Source organism: Natrarchaeobius chitinivorans (assembly GCF_003841505.1).
GTDB lineage: Archaea > Halobacteriota > Halobacteria > Halobacteriales > Natrialbaceae > Natrarchaeobius > Natrarchaeobius chitinivorans.
In genome coordinates, this window is sequence record NZ_REGA01000021.1 from 58526 (window position 1) to 76579 (window position 18054).

The following is an 18054-nucleotide window of genomic DNA, read 5'->3' on the forward strand; positions in this document are numbered from 1 at the left end:
TGCGGGCGGTTCGCGATCCCGTCGGCGTCGGGACAGCAATCCGTTTACAGCAAAACAGCAGTCCGCATTACTCGAGTTCAATCGGTTCGAGGCGACTCCTCGCCGAGAGGTGCGCCGATTCCTGGCGTCGGTTGCTCGATCGCGTCGATCACCTGCTTTCGACGGTGGATCGCGCGGTAGCCGCGACGAAGGAGTCGATCGAACCGCGAGCGGGCGATCCGGGCGTCGACCCGGCCGTCCCTGATCGCCTCGACGACCGACGCGGGCGTGAGCCGATCGGCGTCGACGAGTGTGTACGCTCGCCCGACCTCGAACGGGTAGTGGGCGTCGCTGCCACCGACAAGGGGGAGATTCCGGCTCTCCGCTAACTCCTCGACGAGCGGTCGCGACCGGGGGTGTTTTCCGTTGATCTCGATCGCGTCGAACGGGACGTCCTCGAGTTCTCTCACCGTGCTGTTCCGGAACGGGTGAGCGACGATTGCGGCACAGTCGCGTTCGTGAGCCAGCGCGACCGCCTCTCCCGGCGTGAGCGCCCCGGGTTTCGTCGCCGGGGGCGGATCCGGTCCGACGACGAGGACGTGACCGCGGTCGGTCGTGATCTCGATTCCGGGGATCGTCTCGACCGGCCCCGGCGGATCGAGTTGCGTATAGTAGTCGTGATTCGTCGTCGCTACTCCCTCGAGCCCTCGCCGGCCGGCGGCCGTCGCGAGCAACCGGACGCCAAGCGGGTCGAACCAGTTCCCTACTCGTCTGCGGTCGTGGAAGAACCGCGTGTGCGCGTGAAGATCGATGGTGTACACGCGAGTGCATACGCCGGGACGGCGCTTTTGCGCTGGGCCGGCGTATCCCACGGTATGGGTTCGACCGGGGCGGACCGAACGCGGCCGGATCGAAATCGCGTTCTGATTCTCAATCCCGAAAGTGGCGATCGAACGCACGTCGACGACGTCGTCGAACTGGCGGGTGACCACGGCTTCGAGGTCCGTCGGACCCGTGATGGCGGCGACGCGACGCAACTGGCTCGAGAGACGGCTCCCGACGCGGACCTCGTCGTCGCGGCTGGCGGCGACGGAACGGTAAACGAGGTCGTAAACGGCGTCGTCGCGGCAGAGGCCCTCGAGTCGACGACCGTAGCCGTCGTCCCTGCCGGGACGGGAAACAACTTCGCGGCGAACGTCGGCATCGAGAGCATCGAGGCCGGATTCGAGGCGGTAGAGCGCGACCGTCGGCGACGGATCGACCTGGGTGTCGCCGACGGGCGCACGTTCGTCAACTCATGTGTCGGTGGCGTCACCGCCGAGGCGAGCACCGAAACCTCCTCGGAACGGAAAAGTGAACTCGGCGTACTCGCGTACGTGGCGGCCACGTTCGAGGTAGCCCGGTCGTTCGACTCGCTCCCGTTGCGGGTGGAGACGGCCGCGGGATCGGACGGCGAACGGCGGCAAACGTGGAACGGCGAGGCGCTGTTCGTCCTCGTCGGTAACTGTCGTCGGTTCGCCGGCTCGCGAACCGCACAGGCACACGTCGAGGACGGACTGTTCGAAGTGACGATCGTCGAAGACGCTCCGCCGACGAACATCCTCGGCGAAGTCGCCCTCGAGCGACTGTTCGGTCGCGACAGTGTACACATCGTTCGACGACGGACGCCGTCGCTCACGATCGAGAGTCGACGGGGTCCCGTCGAGTACAGCCTCGACGGAGAGCTTCTCGAGACGGACCGACTCTCCCTCGAAACCCGTGCGAGCGCTCTCGAGGTCGTCGTCGGGGAACGGTATCGGTCGAACCCGGACGCTCGAGGCGTGAACCGTCCCCGCACGTAGCGATATCCCGATGAGACCGCGACTCGTCTGTGACCCGCCGACACAGCGGGCCACCAGGCCGACGACGCCGTCGAACGACGAGACTCGACGGCGACCGCTCGTGGAAGGCGATACTGGTTTCAGGGGCCTCGACGATTGTGGAGTATGACCACGTCACAGGAGGAATACGAGCACGAAAACGCCGGACAGGACGTAATCGCCGTCGACGAAGACGACACCGAACTCGAACTCGTCAACCGACTCGAGGCCCACACCGGCGACGGCATCCGGCATCGGGCCTTTACCTCGCTCGTCTTCGATCAGGAAGATAATATCTTACTCGCTCAGCGATCCCCCGACAAGCGTCTCTGGGGGACCTACTGGGACGGCACCGTCGCTTCCCACCCCGTCGAAGGGCAGAGTCAGGAAGAGGCGACCCGGCAACGACTCGAGGAGGAACTCGGGATCACCCCGGACCAGTACGACGACGTTCGGGTAACCGACCGCTTCGAGTACAAGCGCTACTTCGAGGACAGGGGGGTCGAACACGAGGTGTGTGCTGTCCTGAAACTGACGCTGTCGGATCGCACGGTCGAACCGAACGAAGACGAGGTCGCCGGCCTGCTGTGGGCACCCTACGAACGACTCCACGCCAATCCGGCGTGGTACCGACAGCTTCGACTCTGTCCCTGGTTCGAAATCGCGATGCGCCGTGACGCTCGGTAGCGGCGGGCAATCGGGGATCGGTCGGTAGCCGTCCGTCAGACTCCCGCCGTCCGCTGTTATTCTGTCGTCAACTGTTGCTCCGTAGGCCACTGTTATTCCGTCGTCAACTGTTGCTCCGTGGGCCACTGTTATTCCGTCGTCAACTGTTGCTCTCGCTCCCGACTGATCATTGGTATCGTGTGGCGCTCATTTTTGTCACGTGATAACATGCAACAAGGCTTATTACCGTTCTCTTCGTAGCGTCCCCTGAGGGCCGACGGAATCGGTCCGTGTGACGAAATGAGTTCCACACCATCGGAAGCCGAGACGCACGAAGTTGCGCTCTCTCGAGAAGAACAATGGGTCGTCCACCACGTTCTGGCAGCCCGCGTCGACGACGCGCTCGACGCGGACGAGACACCGCCAGCGTGGGCACTCGCGGCGTTCGACGCGATCGAATCCGACGAGAATCCGGAGACGTTCACCCACCGACAGGTTCGTCGAATCGCGAACGAACTGAGCGGCTATCTCGACTCCGAGACGACACCGGAACAGGATCTCGTCCACGGGTCTTCCGTCCTCGAGCGGTTCGAGGATCGCCTCCACGCGTCGTCGTGAAATCCGTTCGAATTTTCACGGTCTCGTCGTGGCCCAGACCGCGGTCACGGCGAGCAACACCGCTGGAACCAGCGGCAGAATCAGGAGCGCGAAGCGGTAGCCGACCTCTGGCGGCCACAGGATGATCGTGACGGGGGCGACGACGAACGCCAACACGATGACGCCGACGAGCACCCACCCCCGCCAGTCGAACTCGCGGTCGGTGCTCGCGGGGTCGGCCGGCTGCTCGATCCAGTCGTCGTCGGAATCGTCCGCGTCGTCCCGACGACGGCCGTCCTCGTCGTCGAACGCCGAAGGATCGTGAACGTAGCCGCCGTCGTCGCTCGAGGTCACAGTGGGGGTTGATCCTGGGAGATGAAAGCCGTCACGGTTTTCATAGAGCGTGACCGAGCCGTCTTTTCGCGAGCCCGCTTCCCCTCGAGTCTACCTAATTCGTGAGCCCGCTTCCCGTCGAGTCCACCCAATTCGTCGATCCGTCTCCACGCGAGTCATCTACCCCGCGGGCTCCGGCGCGAGGGCCACCGCCGGAACAGTATTGGGTCCGGTAACGCATTCGGACGTATGAGCAGTGCGACGCGATCGCTCTCGGAACCGCAGGTGCTCGCCCACACCAAGCGGCGGCTGTTTCCGACGGAGGACGTCGAATCGGATCGCAGCTCTCCCTCGTACGTGGTCGCCGACACGCAGTTCTCGCAGGCGGAGTGGCTCCCCGGTCGCCCCATCGATCCGGCGATCCGGAACTGTCTGGCACCGTTTAACCACGTCAGGATCGGCGGCGGCTATCCAGATCTCGTCGGCGTTGGACCTCTCGAGGCGGACCTGCTCACCGTCGACCGCGTCGGCGACGAACCGCCGCTGATCGCCGTCGAGGCGAAAGGGTACGCGAGCGACGGCGTCGACACCCGCCGCGGGATCGTCCAGGCCTACGATCGGCTCCACGAGGCCAACGCCGCCTACCTCGCCGCACCCGCGGACGCGATCGCCGAGACGGATCGAACGCTCGCGCGGGAACTGAACGTCGGCGTCCTCGGCGTCGACTCCGCGGGAGACGTCGACGTGCTCGAGACGCCCCGCATCGTCGGCAATCGAACGACGACCGAGGCGACGGCGCTTCGCTTTCAGGCGGGGGCACAGGGGGTCGCGAACGCCTCGTTCGGGCTCAATCACCCCAAAAACTACCTCGGCTATCCGCTTGCCCACTACGCCGACGGCGACACCGGGACGCTCCTCGCGGAGTACGACGTGGTCGGTGCGGTGACCGACGCCAGACGCGGGGCCGAATTCCTGGGATTGATCGAGGACGGACCCCGGGTCGAGTTGACCTCGCTCGGCCACGAGGTCGTACGTTTTGCGAGAAGCCGCTGTGGCTCGGTGACGGCCGCCCTCGAGGAGTTCCAGGAGTGGTACCGATCCAGAACGCGATTCGTCGACCTGGCACCTGAGTGGGGCCAGCTCGCCCGCCGAATCGTCTTCGAGTATCCCGCCACGGAGTTGCTCGTCACCGAACTCCAGACCATGCACGACGACTGGCAGCCAGAGCCCACCCTCGTGGATCTGGTCGAGCACATGCACGAACTCCATCCGACGTTCGCCGTCGAGTTGTTCGTCCGGAGCGACGAAGCCGTCCGCGGACGCGTCCTAACCGAAGACGGACGCCTCCGGTCGGCGGCGCTCGAGGACGGCTCCGTCTACCACTCCCCGACCGTCTTCCAGCTCAAGGCGATGCTGTATCACACCGGGATTTTGACCGAACGCGGGAGCGAGCCGAACCGGCTCGAGCCGACCGAGGACGTCTGGGCGCTTCGCGAGCCGGTCTGACCGTTCGAACGGGGAGTCTGACCGATCGGACAAAGGACTATACCGTTCCGTTGATCTACTCCATACCGTGACGAGACGGCACGTTCGAAACGAAACGGACGAGCGACGGACGGTCGCTCGACCGCCGTAACCGATGTACACCCCGACTAGCCGCGACGGAATCCACGCGTCGTTTTCCGAGTACTTCCTCGAGGATCGCCTCCAGGAAACGACGGCGTGGGCAGAGATCGACGAGGACGAACTCCGGACGGCCCACGACGAGGTCGCCGCCGTCTGGGGGCGAGAGCGGCCGGCTGCACCAGGGTACGACCGCGCCGAACTCGAGGAGTCGCTCGTCGAGCCGATTCTTCGCGCGCTCGACGTCCCGTTCGTCCGCGTCGGCCGCGAGACTCCCTCCGATCGACCGCGGCGGCGGCCCCAGTACGCCCTCGGAGGGCGATGGGAGGTCGCCGCCGAAAGCGCGGTAACCGCACCCGAACCGGCCGACGAGTCCGACGAGCCGTTCGGTAACGCGGTCGCCGTCGCCGACGTGAGACGGTGGGGGCGGCCGCTCGAGTCGCTCGACTTCGGTCGTGATGGGAAGGGCGATACCGCTGGCGGGCGCGGTGGAAAGGGCGATACCGCCGGCGGTCGCGGTGGAAAGGGCGATACCGCCGACGATGGGGACGACCGAAATCGACGGTTCGAAGACGATCACGACCGCCGGTTCGAACACCCCGGCCATCGAATGCGTGTCTTTCTCGAGGAGACGGCCGCTCGGTGGGGAGTTCTGACCGACGGGAAACGGTGGCGTCTCTACGGCGAGGACGATCGACTCGGCGCATACTCCGAGGTCGATCTCGAGGAGGTACTCGAGGCCGACGATCCGGCGGCGTTCGCGCGCTTTTACTTCCTGTTCGGCGGCGGCGCGTTCCGCGAGGACGCAAGCGGCGAGTGTCGTCTCGATATCGTCTCGAGGGAGCGGGGTGCCGTCTCCCGCGAACTGGCGGTTGATCTTCGAGACGACCTCTGTGGGGCGATCGTCGAACGCGCTCGCAGTCGCCTCGAACGGCAAAACGACGGGAACGGAGGCGACTACGATTTCGAAGAGGATTGCGGAGACGAGGGCGGAACCGACGACGGCAGTTTCGAGAACGAGACGCTCGAGGACGTCCGCGACGATGCAGTTCGCGACGTCGTTCGGGGGCTGCTTTCCCGGATCCTCGATCGCGACGACGCGGTCTGTGACGAGTGGGATCGTCCGCTCGGCTCCAGGGGGGACGGAACGGTCGACTCCGTGCGGGACGGAGCGGTCGACTGCGTTTCGACCAGCGACCGACTCGACCGCGACCGACTCGAGGTTCACCACGTCCGCGAGATCTACGAGGAATTGCTCGGGTACGACCTCGCCGTCGCCGAAGAGGAACGGACGCTCGCAGCGGGAGAGTACGTAGGGACCGCCGGGACCGTTTCCGGAACTGGTGACGGAGCCCGAATAGACGCCGGTGAAGTGTATCTGACCGCCGATTCGGGCGAGCGAAAGGCCAACGGCTCGTACTACACCCCCGAGCACGTCGTCGAGTACGTCGTCGAACACACTCTCACGCCCCTCCTCGAGGAGATTCGCGACGGCCTCGACCGGAGCGCTCCGACGTTCGCCGACGAGTTCGCCGAGGAGGTTCTCGACTGCCGGATCCTCGATCCGGCGATGGGAACCGGGCGCTTTCTCGAGAGTGTAGCGGCGTTTCTCGTCGGGGAGATCGTCCGGACGCGAGAGCACCACGCGGCCCGGCACGGACTCGAGGCCGTCGATCCTACCCGAGACGTCGACTGGGCTCGCCGACGAGTGACGGCACGCTGTCTCTACGGCGTCGACCTCGATCCGGTCGCGGTCGGTCTCGCCCGCACGTCACTGTGGGTTCAGGCGGCGGGAACCGAGCGAACTCAGGCTGTGGGAACCGAACGGTCTCAGACCACCAGAACCGAACGAACGGGACCGGAACTCGAGGCAGAGAGTGAATCGATCGAGGACCTGAGTGGCTCACTCGAGGAGAATCTCGTCGTCGGAAACGGCGTCGTCGGATCGGATCTCGAGGCGGTCGACGAGCTGCCGACGGCGAGAGCCGACGGGGCGGTCGAACCCGACGGAGAGGGAATCGGGCGTCGGGATTCGAACGCGGCGACCTTGCAGGCGCGTCTCGAGGCCATCGCGAACGTCGAGACGGCGCGCGAGTTCGACGACGCGACGGACGACCGCTGTGAGCGGATCCCCGACGGGTCCGTGAAGCGACTCGTCGACGTGGTGGCCGACGACGACGCGTGGGGACGGCTCACCGAAACGTCGTGGTTCGAAACCGCACAGCGTCGGGCCGACGCGAACCGGTACGTCCACTGGCCCCTCGAGTTTCCCGGCGCGTTCGGTGGGGTGGCCGCGTTCCCGAGCGAGGGGTTCGACGCGGTGGTCGGAAACCCGCCGTGGGTCGCGACGGCCGGCCGGACCGGAATCAGCGCCAGTATCGACGACGGTCTTCGCTCGTATCTCGCCGGCACGTTCGAGGCGACTGACGGCCAGTTCGACCTCTACGTGGCGTTTTACGAACGGGCGGTCCGATTGAGCCGAGATGGTCGCGTCGGGTTCGTCGTCCCCGATTCGATCCTCACGCGCGAGCAGAACGAACCGATCAGGGAGTTCCTCCTCGAGCACGCGCCGCCGTCGCGGATCGTCCGGGTCGGAACCGCCTTCGACGGCGTCGAAGCCGGTGCGGTGGTCCTGATCAGCGACGGCCGTACGGACGAGGTCGCTTGCGCCGATGCGACCGACGGCGGCGAGCTAACTGACCTCTCCTACGTTGGGGTTCCCGTAGACGTCTTCCGACGCCAACCTGCCACGCGGTTTTTGCTGTATCTCGACGAGACGACGCGGGCGATTCTCGACCGGGTCGACGACCACCCGCCGCTTTCGACGGTCGCCGACGTCGCCCGCGGCGAAGAGGTGAGTAAACGCGCGGCGTTTTTGCAAGACGACCCCGGAGCGGAGACGCGACCGATCGCCCCGGGAAGTGCGATCGTTCGGTACGGGGTCGACGAATCCGAACTCCGTCACGTCGACCCCGACGCCCTCGAGAAATCCGACGATCGGTACCGAAGTCCGAAACTGCTGTTCAGACAGACCAGCGACTCGTTCGTCGGAGCCTTCGACCCCGACGGGCTGGCGTCGATCAAATCGGCGTACTCGATCCACTGTCGCTCGGACGTCACTCCCGAATCGGATCCAGTCGACGCGTACAAACACGTTCTGGGCGTCCTCAACGCGCCGCTTGCGAACTTCTATCTCCACTACCGGTACGCCGCGTACCGCTCCGTCTTCCCACAGATCAACCAGTCCACGTTCGAGGCGTTCCCGCTCGCGATGGCCGACGGTCCGGATCCGGATCTCGTCGATGCCGTCGACGAACGGCTCCGTCTGACGGCCGAGCGAAGCGGGATTTCTCCGTCGGTCGGCGACCATCTGGGTGAGTATCGAGATGGCCAGCGACTCGGAGAACTGCCCTCGTGTCGACCCGCGGCGGGCGTCGAAGAGACACCACTCACCGCGACGACGGGGGAGCGCTCCGGTCTCCGAATCGACTCGGTCGACGTCGACGGAGATGGAGATGGAGATGGAGACGAAGCTATAGTCGTGATCTCGGTTCGGCTCCGGTACAAGCCGGACGACGGGCGCGGCGACACCGACCGGTGGGGATACGTGACGACGGAGCCCGTTCGCGCGCTGCGATTCGACGGCGTCGATGACGATACGGCGGGGTTGCTCGAGACGTTCGTTCCGTACGCGGTGGCGGAGTCCGGCGGGTTCGCAGGGTTCAGGGCGAACGCGACCCAAACGATTTCCCCGCTCGAGCGGCTGCGATCGCTCACGCTCCCGAGACGCGCTGACGTCGACGCCGGCCTCGACACCCTACTCGACGAACGCGAGCGTGCAGCCGAACTCGACGAACGGATCGCTGCCGCCGACCGACGGATTCACGACCGCGTCTGCTCGCGTTACGGATTATCCGGGGCCGAACGTGACGTCGTCTACCGAGAGTTCGGCGAGGAAAACGGAGGGTCCGGCTGAATTAGGTCGGGGATTCGGTGTCTGCGGCGTCCGACGCCTCGGCTCGTGAGATACCCTCGTCGATCCCGACCTCGACGGTCCCGTTTTCTTTCGCGACGGTAACCGTCCGACCGGCGTAAATAAACTCGAGTTCGATCGACTCCGACCCCGACTCGCAGATCGCATCGAGGTCCTCGGGATCGATCGCGTTATAGAGTGGCTCGAGATCGAGCGGATCGACGCCGTCTACGCGGGCGACGTGCTCGACGATAGCCATGCTTGGCCGTTGGTTTTCCGCGACGGTTACCGTTCCCGATGGCGTGTGTGGGTTCATGAATGATGGTGACGGGACTGGTAGTAAAGAAGGTACTCCAATATTCCACACGGACATCATCAGCGAAAATAACAGATCATTCCGTCGAAATGCCGGAATGCTGATTCCACCAAACCTGGCTCGAGCGCAGGTACAGCAGAGAGAGATATACGTGTTTCGTTCCATCCCCACCGACGACCGTGCTTCCCACAAACCGCCAGAGTACAGTTCAGTCGGTGTAGCAGATCTCAGTGAGTCCGACGGCGCCGGTGGCATTATCGTTCCACCTGGGACTACTCCCGCCGCGGAACCTCGTGGCGGCCGAATCCGTACCGCAATCGACTGGCGAGACGCCTCGAGAAGCGGCCGTCGTCGGCCCGGGAGCCGAACCGTTCGGCGAGCGACGTATAAATTAGCGGCAGGGGAACTTCCTGTTCGAGCGCTTCCTGGACGGTCCAGGTTCCCGTCGATCCACCTTCGATACGATCGGCGACGTCGCCGAGGTCGGTTCCCTCCTCGCGAAACGCCTCTTCGCACAGTTCGAGTAGCCACGACCGGATCACCGCTCCGTTGTTCCAGACCGAAGCCACGGCCTCGAGGTCGAGGTCGTACCGTCCTTCGTGGAGCAACTCGAATCCCTCGCCGTAGGTTTGCATCAGCGCGTACTCGACGCCGTTGTGGACCATCTTGACGTAATGGCCCGATCCTGACGGCCCCATCCGTTCGTGGCCGTCCGGTCCGGTCGCGACGGCGTCGAACGCCGGCTCGAGTTCCTCGTAGGCCCACTCCGGGCCGCCGACCATAAGCGAGAAGCCGAGTTCCGCCCCGGCGGGGCCGCCGGAGGTCCCACAGTCGAGATACGCAGCGGGGCAAGACTGTGCTCGTCGGACGGAGTCCTCGAAGTAGGAGTTGCCGCCGTCGACGACGACGTCGTCCGCATCGAGGTGCTCCTCGAGTTCCGCGAGCGTCGCATCGACGGCCTCCCCGGCAGGGACCATCAGCCAGAGCCGTTTCTCCTCGCCGAGTCGACCGACGAGGTCGGCGATGGAGTCGGCCGGTTCGGCACCCGCGTCGGCCGCCGTTGCGACGGCTTCGGCCTCGAGGTCGAAGGCGACGACGTCGTGGCCCGCCTCGAGGACGCGGTCGACGACGATCTGTCCCATGCGTCCGAGTCCGATTACGCCAAGTTGCATGCGGGTAGCTCCGCGGCGGTCGGTGGTAGTGGTTGTGATTTTCACCGTCGCTGCTCGCGTCGTCGATCGGTCGGAGAATCAGTCCCGTCGCTGCTCGGTCGTCGGTCGAAGAATAAGTCTCGCCGCTCGAGTCGTCGTTCGGTCCCGCCTCTCGGCGTGTGGCGGGTTGGTTCCTCGAGTCCGGATCGATCGATCAGTACAGCGGATCCTCGAGTCGAGCCCACCCGATCGCGTCGAGGACGATAAAGCGGTCGTCGTAGTGGACGTAGACGCCGTTGTACTCGCTGTCGTTGCCGTCGTAGTACGGCAGCGATTCGCGGATCGCGTTGACGACAGACCAGGCACCGTCGCGCTCGAGCGTGACGTGTTCCCACTCCTCGCGCGCTCCGTTTCGGATCGCTCGCTGGATCGCTCGGCGCGCACCGGGTATCTCGTCGAGGCGTCTCGAGGATGCTTCGACGACGGTCGCGTCGAGGGGAACGTCGTCCGCCCCGACGATCCGGGCGCCGAGGTCCGCTTTCGACCGCGCGGATTCCTCGTGTGTGTGACTCGAGCGGAGTGCGTACCCGACGACCGCTGCCGTCCCGACGGCGAGCAGCGGGAGTGCCATTCGTTTCCCCCTGATCATCATGGGGATACGTTACAGTAACCGACTAAGTATCTTTCGCAAGAATGTCCGATGACGCCGTTCGCGGGCCGGAGACGTCTCGTGAGAAGTGTATAGCCGATTTCAGATTACTGCTGCGACGTTCGTCGTGATCGCACCCGCGACGACGAGCAACGCGACGGCGACGAGCGCAGCCGTCCGGTACAGCCCCAGTACGTTGGCCGCGGGTTCGCGCAGTTTCTTCCCGTTGAGTCCGGCTTCGAAGCGCTTGGCACCGATCTCGACGAGGGCAGCGAGGACGAGCCAGAGCGCGACCATCGCCAGCACGAGTTGGCCGTTGATCGAGTTGACGAGGCTCTCGGCGGTGTATCGAGTCCCCGCGAGGTGGCCGCCGGTGAGTAACAGGACGACCGCGCTCACGCGCGATATCGTCGTGAGTTTGCCGGAGATTACCTCGAGCGGCTTCGTCGTGTTGAACGCGCCGTCTCGAGCGAGCGGAAGGACGACGAACGCGACGTAAAAGACGCTGCCGGCCCAGATCGCGGCGAACACGAGATGTGCCGTCTGCGCGAGGAACGTATCGACCATACGGGGTCCCTCGGAGAGGGATGGTATCAGCGTTCCGACTTTCATTCGGTTTGTTATCACTGATTGCCGGTCGATCGTCTACCGTTTTGCGATCGACCGGTAAAGACTCATAGCAGACCGTATCAGGCGAACGAAACCGTTCGGCGCTCCGTCCGTTTACTCGAGCCAGTCGGGCGTCCACGCGATCAAGCGGCGTCGGAGAAGCGCGTAGACGAGCGAGAGTACGATGCCACCGACGACGAGTCCCTGTACCCAGCCGTCGAAGACGATCAGCGCCGGGACTGCGAGTGCGACCGCGAGCGCGGCGTCCTCCGGTGCGCCGTCGTACCGGACCCAGCGTCTCGGCCGGATCCACCGACCGTTGACGTGATCGTAGACGGCGCGGTCGGTCCGATCGTTCCAGGGGTCCATTTCGGGTCCACCGCCGATGGCGTCGCTCGCGGCGTGGAGCCACGCGACGACGGCGAACGCGGCGAGCGCGGCGGTAGCTGTGGTGGGCAGGAGCGTGGCGAGCGCGACGGCAGGAACGGCGACGACGGCCCCGACGACGGGAAAGTGGAGGGCCCGGCGGTGCTCGAGAACGAGGTCGACGTCGGGTGCGAAGCCGCCGAGGATTGCACCGACGGCGAGCGGAGTCGCGAACTCGGGTGCGGCGTACGCCACGGGCGCGACGACGGCGAGGCCTGCGAACACGTGCGTCGTCGCCATCATTCGTCGGGATCACCGCACATACTCATTCGTCGACCGCACATACCGGACGTTGGGGCCGACGCGTAAAAAGCCAGACGACACGGTGACGTGGGCTCCTGTGACGGGACGCCGAGGCGGCCGGTCGCTCTCCTCGCTCGGTCTCGACGGCGACAACCGTCGATTGGCGACCGACCCGTTGCCGATCCGATCGGATGTCACTCGAGGTTTTCGCCCTGGTAGCTGCCGTCGTAGACGTCCTCGTGATCTGCCTTCGCGAACACCAACTGGGCGATCCGTGCCCCGCGTTCGATCTCGACGTCGTGGTGGACCTGCAACAAGCCTTCGCCGCGGCCCTCGTAGCCCGCATCCCAGACGGCGGTGTTGAGCATACAGGAGTTACGCATCAGCGACGACCGGGGATAGACGAAGCCGACGTGACCCTCCGGGATCTCGATCCGCTCGCCGTATCGGGCGATGTAGGCTCCCTTCGGCAGGTAGTAGGTGTCGGGATCTTTCTGCTCGAGTTCCTCGAGCGGGCGGGCGACGCGGTCGCCGATCTGCTTGCCGTCTCGACCGATACGTCCCGGCTCTAGCTGTTCGAAGACGATGTCGAGGGTGAGATCGACGCCGTTGGGCTGGACCTGATCGTCGTCCGTCGGCGAGACGTGATCGGCGACGAACGCACCGGAGCGAAACATAGACGTGTTCTCGAGAGCGAGCGGCACGAAGAAAAGCGTATCCGTTTCGGCCCACCAGACCGTCTGATACGGTTTACTGTAAGTCAGTATCGAAGACCGGGAGTCGCCCAGCGGTCGCTCCGGTACACAGGTACAGCAATCCGCCTAAACCGCCCCGACAGTTGACCGACGACACTCGCTCGAAAACTAGCGTTTTGGGCCGGATTAACATGGTTGATCGCTATAGAAACACGCTGGATTTATCAGGCCGGACGGCCGAGATTCGGGTGCTATGGGACAGACTCTCACCGAGAAGATTCTCGACGATCACCTCGTCGAAGGCGAACTCGAGACCGGCGAGGAGATCGGGATCGAGATCGACCAGGTTCTCACCCAGGACACGACTGGAACGATGGTCTGGCTCCAGTTCGAAGCGATGGGACTGGACGAGGTCCAGACCGAGATCGCAGCCCAGTACTGCGATCACCAGACGTATCAATTCGACTTCAAGAATACGGACGATCACCGTTTCCTCCGATCTGCAGCCGGTACGTACGGGGCACACTTCTCTCGCCCCGGCAACGGTATCTGCCACAACGTCCACCGCGAGAACTTCGCGGCACCGGGCAAGACGCTGCTTGGCTCTGACAGCCACACCCCCACGCCTGGCGGGCTCGGCGAACTCGCCATCGGTGCCGGCGGAATCGACGTCACCGTCGCGATGGGTGGCGCTCCCTACTACATCGAGATGCCCGAAATCGTCAACGTTCGCCTCGAGGGCGAACTCCCCGAGTGGGCCACCGCGAAAGACGTCATCCTCGAGATGCTGCGTCGTCTCTCCGTCAAAGGCGGCGTCGGCAAGATCCTCGAGTACACCGGCCCGGGCGTCGAGACGCTGACCGCCCCAGAGCGGATGACGATCACCAACATGGGGACGGAACTCGGCGCGACGACGTCGATCTTCCCGACCGACGAACAGACCGAGGACTACCTCGAGCGCGTCGGCCGCGGCGAGGAGTACGTCGAACTCCAGCCCGACGACGACGCCGACTACGACGACGAGATCGTCGTCGACCTCTCGGACCTCGAGCCGCTGATCGCGACGCCGTCGATGCCCGACAACGTCGTGCCCGTAAGCGAGGTCGCCGGCGAATCCGTCGAGCAGGTCATCGTCGGCTCCTGTACGAACGGGGGCTACGAGGACATCCTCCCCGTCGCGAAGATGCTCGAGGGCCGCGAAACCGCGATGGAGACCGAAACCATCGTCGCACCCGGTTCCAAACAGGCCTCCGAGATGCTCGCCCGCGAGGGCTGGGTTGCGGAGATGATGGCCGCCGGCGTCAACTTCTCCGAGGCGACCTGTGGTGCGTGTATCGGCATCGGCCACGTCCCGGCCTCCGACTCCGTCTCGCTGCGGACGTTCAACCGCAACTTCGAGGGACGGTCGGGTATCGAAGACGACAACGTCTACCTCTGTTCGCCCGAGGTCGCCGCCGCCGCGGCGCTCAAAGGCGAAATCGTCGATCCGCGCGACCTCGCGGACGAACTCGAGGACCTCGAGGACCCCGGCGTCGAACTCCCCGACGAGTACGACGGCTCCAAGACGGACCTCATCACACCAGACGAGGCCGTCGACGACGAACTCATCAAGGGACCGAACATCGGCGACGTCCCGCTGAAAGACCAGCTGGGCGACGACGTCGCGGGCGAGGCGCTGCTCAAGATGGAGGACAACATCACGACCGACCACATCATCCCGGCGACCCAGGACATCCTGATGTACCGGTCGAACGTCCCCAAGCTCTCCGAGTTCACCCTCAGCCGCGTCGACGACACGTTCGCCGAGCGCGCGCTCGAGGCCGACGGCGGCTTCCTCGTCGCCGGCGAGAACTACGGGCAGGGCTCCTCGCGCGAACACGCAGCGCTGTGTCCGATGTACCTCGGCATCGAGGGCGTCCTCGCACAGAGTTTCGCGCGTATCCACCGCGCGAACCTCTTTAACTTCGGCATCGTGCCGCTGACGATCGACGAGGACACCTACGCAAACATCGACCAGGGCGACGAGATCGAGATCGTCGACGACGTGTACGACGCCGTCACCAGCGGCCAGGAGGAGTTTACGGTCCGCGTCAACGGCGACGAAGAGTACACCGCGACCCTCGACGCCTCCGAACGCGAGCGCGACATCCTCGCCGCCGGCGGCAAACTCGCCTGGACGAAAGCTCAGGCCGAAGGGTCCGGCGACGCCGCACCCGCCGACGACTGAGACGGATTGCTGTCACTGTTCACCGGAGCGACCGCGGGACGGCACCCGGTCGCTCCGGTAACGACGTTCGATAGTCCGTCCGGTCGTCAGTTTCGTCACCTCACCGTTTTTGCCGGATCGAACCGATCGAATACGAGACCCCAACCGTTACCGTCTACACTCGGAAACGACGTGACCGGTCACAGGTAGCCGAGATCGGCGAGTCGTTCTCTGGTCCCCTCTCGCATCGCGACGGAGTCACTCGGCTCTGTGGATTCGAGCGGCTCGAACCGGTCCTCGAGTCGGCGGCGGAGCGCTCGGGCCCGTTCGGGTTCCTCGGCCGAGACGTCGACCCGCTCGAAGGGGTCGGTCGGAACGTGATGGAGTCGCTCGAAGCCGTCGTCGCCACAGACGTACTTGTACTCGGCCGTCCGAACGGCTCGGAGCCGTCTATCGAACGACCGAACCCTGTCGGGAATCTCCCCGAACCGGTCCTCGAGTCGGTCGATGGACGGCTGCGGGGCGACGTACTCGGCGAAGACGGCGTCGCGAGGCCCGTCATCCGAATCGGGGAGGAGCGATCGCGAGGACCACTGATCGCGCAACGCCCGATCCTCGATACCGACCGCCTCGAGCAGCGTCGCGGGGAGGTCGAGTAACTGCACGAGGTCCGATCGGCGCTCGCCGCCGATAAACGGTCCGCCGTGGAAGACGAGCGGCACGTGGATCAGCGTATCGTAGAGGTTGTACTGGTGACCGAAGAAGCCGTGTTCGCCGATGTGTTCGCCGTGGTCGCCACAGACGACGAAGAGGGTGTCGTCCCAGATCCCGTTTTCCTCGAGCGCGCGGCGGAGTTTCGCCACCTGATCGTCGACGTAGGCGAGTTCCGCCCGGTAGAGCCCCCGAAGCATGGCGAACTCGCGTTCGGTGATCTCGTAGTCTTCACAGTCGAACGCGCGCGGATCCTGTCGGATCGCGGTCGCGTCCTCGTAACTCGCACCGTCCGGGAGGAACCGCTCTGCGTACTCCCGCGGCGGATCGTACTCGACGTGGGGCTCGATGAAGTTACAGAACAGGAAAAACGGGCGATCGGACTCGCGATCGTCGAGCCAGTTCCCGATCCAGGTCGTCGACCGGTCGGCACCGTCGTCGCCGGACGGCTGGAGCACTTCGCTGTAGAGGATGTTCGCCGCGTTGACGACCGGGTTTCCGTCGAAGAGCCGGTTTCGCGTGGCCTCGAGTTTCTCGTGGATGTCCTCGCCGCGAACGACGGCACCCATATCGGCGTCGGACTGGATGTACTGCCACCCCTTTCGGAGATCGTCGAAGCCGCGATCGAAGCCGAACTCCTCGGTGATCCAGGTGTTGTTCGAGACGCCGATCGTTCGAAATCCGGCGTCCGAAAACGCTTCGGGGAGCGTTCGAAGGTCGTCCGCCAGGTAGGTGTGTCCGCCGTGAGTGCCGTGTTCGGACGGATACGTTCCCGTGAACATCGAGGCGTGAGACGGGAGCGTCCACGGCCCGGTCGCAAACGCGTGTTCGAACGCGGTTCCCTCGGCTGCGAGTTGGTTCAGCGTCGGGGTCGTCGGTCGATCGACGCCGGAACGGGCTCCGTCCTCGCCGTTTTGGGCACCAGTTACGTCGACGCTTCGGGCCCGGGCAGTATCGAGAACGACGAGAACGACGTTCCGGACAGTTCCGTGTGACTCAGAATCACGTCCGTTGGATTCGGCCATGGATAGGGAACCTCCACCTCACTCGGGGAAGGTCACCAGCCCGGAAGATGCAGGTAATTCAGGTGGAGACGACGGGGGATGACTCATCCAGTCTGTTGTACGTCAGTACCGGAGGGACCGCAGACGGGGCGCGGTCTCACCGGAACAGCAATCCGTGTCAACCTTGTACCGATACATTCCGGTTAGTCGAACCGAACCCACTATAGTAACAACTGGAACTATTTTCACACTGATCGCACAGCAGTCGTGCGATCAGGCGTGCATTGACTTCCAGTGGCTACTATAGGACTGGAGTGTGTCGGTCGGGGAACTGACGAACGATTTTGGTAGGTGATTACATACAGGATACTGGGCCGATGTACCGGGACAACATGCCCCGGTCGCGCGTGAATCGGCCGACAGCGGACCGTCTCACTGCAGTAATCATTGAACCGGTACTCATTGACTCGCACCCGGTCGGGAGCGCACTGGCCTTTACCGATGGGCATAATTCGATTGGACTGCTCTGTCTCACGATCTATCTCGGTGGGCGAAAAACTATTGGCGATTAATGGTGCGGGTGTAGTATGGCCAGTACACCACTCCCAGAGATAGGTCTCGGGACTATGAAGATAAACGATCCCGAGACGATACAACAGGCGATAGACATCGGATATCGTCATCTAGACACAGCACAGTACTACGAAAACGAGTCGGTCGTCGGGGAAGGAATTAATCGTGCAGACGTTCAACGAGATGAGTTGTTTATTTCGACGAAGGTTCGAAAGACGAACCTGGGATACGAGGAGGCACTGTCTAGTTCAGCACCTCCTCGACCGGTGTTCGACCATTGAGCGCTTGATTCGGTCGATCGTGGTTATAATGGTGTCTGAAGCGTCTGAGCCAGCGTCTTGCGCTGGCCGGACTGCCCCGCCAGAAGGAGTGAAAGCGGTCGATCCGCATTGAGACGGTCTGAAACCACTTTTCGACGTGGTTTCGGTCGCTGTAGTTGAG

17 protein-coding genes are annotated in these 18054 nt (G+C 64.4%); 7 read left to right on the forward strand and 10 right to left on the reverse strand.

The window, feature by feature from the left end; all coding sequences use genetic code 11:
- Nucleotides 1-77: 77 nt before the first annotated feature.
- Entirely contained in the window at nt 78-800 is a 723-nt protein-coding gene (locus EA473_RS18810; protein ID WP_124197186.1) for a PHP domain-containing protein, read from the reverse strand.
- 54 nt (nt 801-854) lie between these two features.
- Here EA473_RS18810 and EA473_RS18815 point away from each other — a divergent pair, with 54 nt between their 5' ends.
- The 3 genes from EA473_RS18815 (at nt 855) to EA473_RS18825 (ending at nt 3122) form a co-directional block, all read left to right on the forward strand.
- Nucleotides 855-1820 carry a diacylglycerol/lipid kinase family protein gene (locus EA473_RS18815; RefSeq protein WP_124197187.1) on the forward strand — a complete coding sequence of 322 codons (966 nt, stop codon included), beginning with the start codon at nt 855-857 and terminating at the stop codon, nt 1818-1820.
- Nucleotides 1821-1964: 144 nt separating this feature from the next.
- Entirely contained in the window at nt 1965-2525 is a 561-nt protein-coding gene (locus EA473_RS18820; protein WP_124197188.1) for an NUDIX hydrolase, read from the forward strand.
- A 279-nt stretch (nt 2526-2804) separates the two neighbouring features.
- Complete coding sequence (locus EA473_RS18825; protein ID WP_124197189.1) at nt 2805-3122, forward strand: DUF7853 family protein; 318 nt, start codon at nt 2805-2807, stop codon at nt 3120-3122.
- A gap of 15 nt (nt 3123-3137) precedes the next feature.
- On the opposite strand, the gene EA473_RS18830 is transcribed toward EA473_RS18825, so the two are convergent.
- Nucleotides 3138-3455 (reverse strand): hypothetical protein, encoded by a 318-nt coding sequence (locus EA473_RS18830; protein ID WP_124197190.1) that lies wholly within the window; start codon nt 3453-3455, stop codon nt 3138-3140.
- 228 nt (nt 3456-3683) lie between these two features.
- Here EA473_RS18830 and EA473_RS18835 point away from each other — a divergent pair, with 228 nt between their 5' ends.
- On the forward strand, nt 3684-4940 hold the full coding sequence (locus tag EA473_RS18835) for a hypothetical protein (protein WP_124197191.1): 1257 nt from the start codon (nt 3684-3686) through the stop codon (nt 4938-4940).
- A gap of 133 nt (nt 4941-5073) precedes the next feature.
- Nucleotides 5074-9033 (forward strand): Eco57I restriction-modification methylase domain-containing protein, encoded by a 3960-nt coding sequence (locus EA473_RS18840; RefSeq protein WP_124197192.1) that lies wholly within the window; start codon nt 5074-5076, stop codon nt 9031-9033.
- 1 nt (nt 9034) lies between these two features.
- Here EA473_RS18840 and EA473_RS18845 read toward each other — a convergent pair whose 3' ends face one another.
- The 6 genes from EA473_RS18845 to EA473_RS18870 form a co-directional block, all read right to left on the reverse strand.
- Nucleotides 9035-9346 carry a HalOD1 output domain-containing protein gene (locus EA473_RS18845; RefSeq protein ID WP_243645314.1) on the reverse strand — a complete coding sequence of 104 codons (312 nt, stop codon included), beginning with the start codon at nt 9344-9346 and terminating at the stop codon, nt 9035-9037.
- A 272-nt stretch (nt 9347-9618) separates the two neighbouring features.
- Nucleotides 9619-10518 carry a phosphogluconate dehydrogenase (NAD(+)-dependent, decarboxylating) gene (gene gnd, locus EA473_RS18850; protein ID WP_124197193.1) on the reverse strand — a complete coding sequence of 300 codons (900 nt, stop codon included), beginning with the start codon at nt 10516-10518 and terminating at the stop codon, nt 9619-9621.
- A gap of 193 nt (nt 10519-10711) precedes the next feature.
- Nucleotides 10712-11128, reverse strand: coding sequence for a hypothetical protein (locus tag EA473_RS18855; protein WP_124197194.1), 417 nt, complete (start codon nt 11126-11128; stop codon nt 10712-10714).
- A 120-nt stretch (nt 11129-11248) separates the two neighbouring features.
- Nucleotides 11249-11713 carry a copper resistance protein CopD gene (locus EA473_RS18860; RefSeq protein WP_124197195.1) on the reverse strand — a complete coding sequence of 155 codons (465 nt, stop codon included), beginning with the start codon at nt 11711-11713 and terminating at the stop codon, nt 11249-11251.
- Nucleotides 11714-11869: 156 nt separating this feature from the next.
- Nucleotides 11870-12424, reverse strand: a complete 555-nt coding sequence (locus tag EA473_RS18865; protein WP_124197196.1) for a metal-dependent hydrolase — start codon at nt 12422-12424, stop codon at nt 11870-11872.
- Between the two features lie 194 nt (nt 12425-12618).
- Nucleotides 12619-13101: a deoxyuridine 5'-triphosphate nucleotidohydrolase gene (locus tag EA473_RS18870; RefSeq protein ID WP_124197197.1), complete on the reverse strand. Its 483-nt coding sequence runs from the start codon at nt 13099-13101 to the stop codon at nt 12619-12621.
- Between the two features lie 271 nt (nt 13102-13372).
- Here EA473_RS18870 and EA473_RS18875 point away from each other — a divergent pair, with 271 nt between their 5' ends.
- Nucleotides 13373-15346, forward strand: coding sequence for an aconitate hydratase (locus EA473_RS18875; protein ID WP_124197198.1), 1974 nt, complete (start codon nt 13373-13375; stop codon nt 15344-15346).
- A gap of 179 nt (nt 15347-15525) precedes the next feature.
- Here the strand turns inward: EA473_RS18875 and EA473_RS18880 are convergent, their stop codons facing one another.
- On the reverse strand, nt 15526-17061 hold the full coding sequence (locus tag EA473_RS18880) for a sulfatase (RefSeq protein ID WP_124197199.1): 1536 nt from the start codon (nt 17059-17061) through the stop codon (nt 15526-15528).
- Nucleotides 17062-17627: 566 nt separating this feature from the next.
- Here EA473_RS18880 and EA473_RS18885 point away from each other — a divergent pair.
- On the forward strand, nt 17628-17894 hold the full coding sequence (locus EA473_RS18885; RefSeq protein WP_124197200.1) for an aldo/keto reductase: 267 nt from the start codon (nt 17628-17630) through the stop codon (nt 17892-17894).
- Here the strand turns inward: EA473_RS18885 and EA473_RS18890 are convergent.
- Nucleotides 17857-18054, reverse strand: a 198-nt coding sequence (locus tag EA473_RS18890; protein ID WP_165875238.1) for an integrase core domain-containing protein, incomplete at its 5' end; no start/stop codon positions are given. The genes EA473_RS18885 and EA473_RS18890 overlap by 38 nt on opposite strands.

What these genes read in the sequence shown, in the direction of transcription:
- EA473_RS18825 (WP_124197189.1), top strand. Translation starts at nt 2,805, where the DNA reads ATGAGTTCCACACCATCGGAAGCCGAGACGCACGAAGTTGCGCTCTCT.
- EA473_RS18865 (WP_124197196.1), bottom strand. Translation starts at nt 12,424, where the DNA reads ATGATGGCGACGACGCACGTGTTCGCAGGCCTCGCCGTCGTCGCGCCC.
- EA473_RS18835 (WP_124197191.1), top strand. Translation starts at nt 3,684, where the DNA reads ATGAGCAGTGCGACGCGATCGCTCTCGGAACCGCAGGTGCTCGCCCAC.
- EA473_RS18820 (WP_124197188.1), top strand. Translation starts at nt 1,965, where the DNA reads ATGACCACGTCACAGGAGGAATACGAGCACGAAAACGCCGGACAGGAC.
- EA473_RS18845 (WP_243645314.1), bottom strand. Translation starts at nt 9,346, where the DNA reads ATGAACCCACACACGCCATCGGGAACGGTAACCGTCGCGGAAAACCAA.
- EA473_RS18885 (WP_124197200.1), top strand. Translation starts at nt 17,628, where the DNA reads ATGGCCAGTACACCACTCCCAGAGATAGGTCTCGGGACTATGAAGATA.
- EA473_RS18880 (WP_124197199.1), bottom strand. Translation starts at nt 17,061, where the DNA reads ATGGCCGAATCCAACGGACGTGATTCTGAGTCACACGGAACTGTCCGG.
- EA473_RS18875 (WP_124197198.1), top strand. Translation starts at nt 13,373, where the DNA reads ATGGGACAGACTCTCACCGAGAAGATTCTCGACGATCACCTCGTCGAA.
- EA473_RS18870 (WP_124197197.1), bottom strand. Translation starts at nt 13,101, where the DNA reads ATGTTTCGCTCCGGTGCGTTCGTCGCCGATCACGTCTCGCCGACGGAC.
- EA473_RS18815 (WP_124197187.1), top strand. Translation starts at nt 855, where the DNA reads ATGGGTTCGACCGGGGCGGACCGAACGCGGCCGGATCGAAATCGCGTT.
- EA473_RS18840 (WP_124197192.1), top strand. Translation starts at nt 5,074, where the DNA reads ATGTACACCCCGACTAGCCGCGACGGAATCCACGCGTCGTTTTCCGAG.
- EA473_RS18860 (WP_124197195.1), bottom strand. Translation starts at nt 11,713, where the DNA reads ATGGTCGATACGTTCCTCGCGCAGACGGCACATCTCGTGTTCGCCGCG.
- EA473_RS18855 (WP_124197194.1), bottom strand. Translation starts at nt 11,128, where the DNA reads ATGGCACTCCCGCTGCTCGCCGTCGGGACGGCAGCGGTCGTCGGGTAC.
- gnd (WP_124197193.1), bottom strand. Translation starts at nt 10,518, where the DNA reads ATGCAACTTGGCGTAATCGGACTCGGACGCATGGGACAGATCGTCGTC.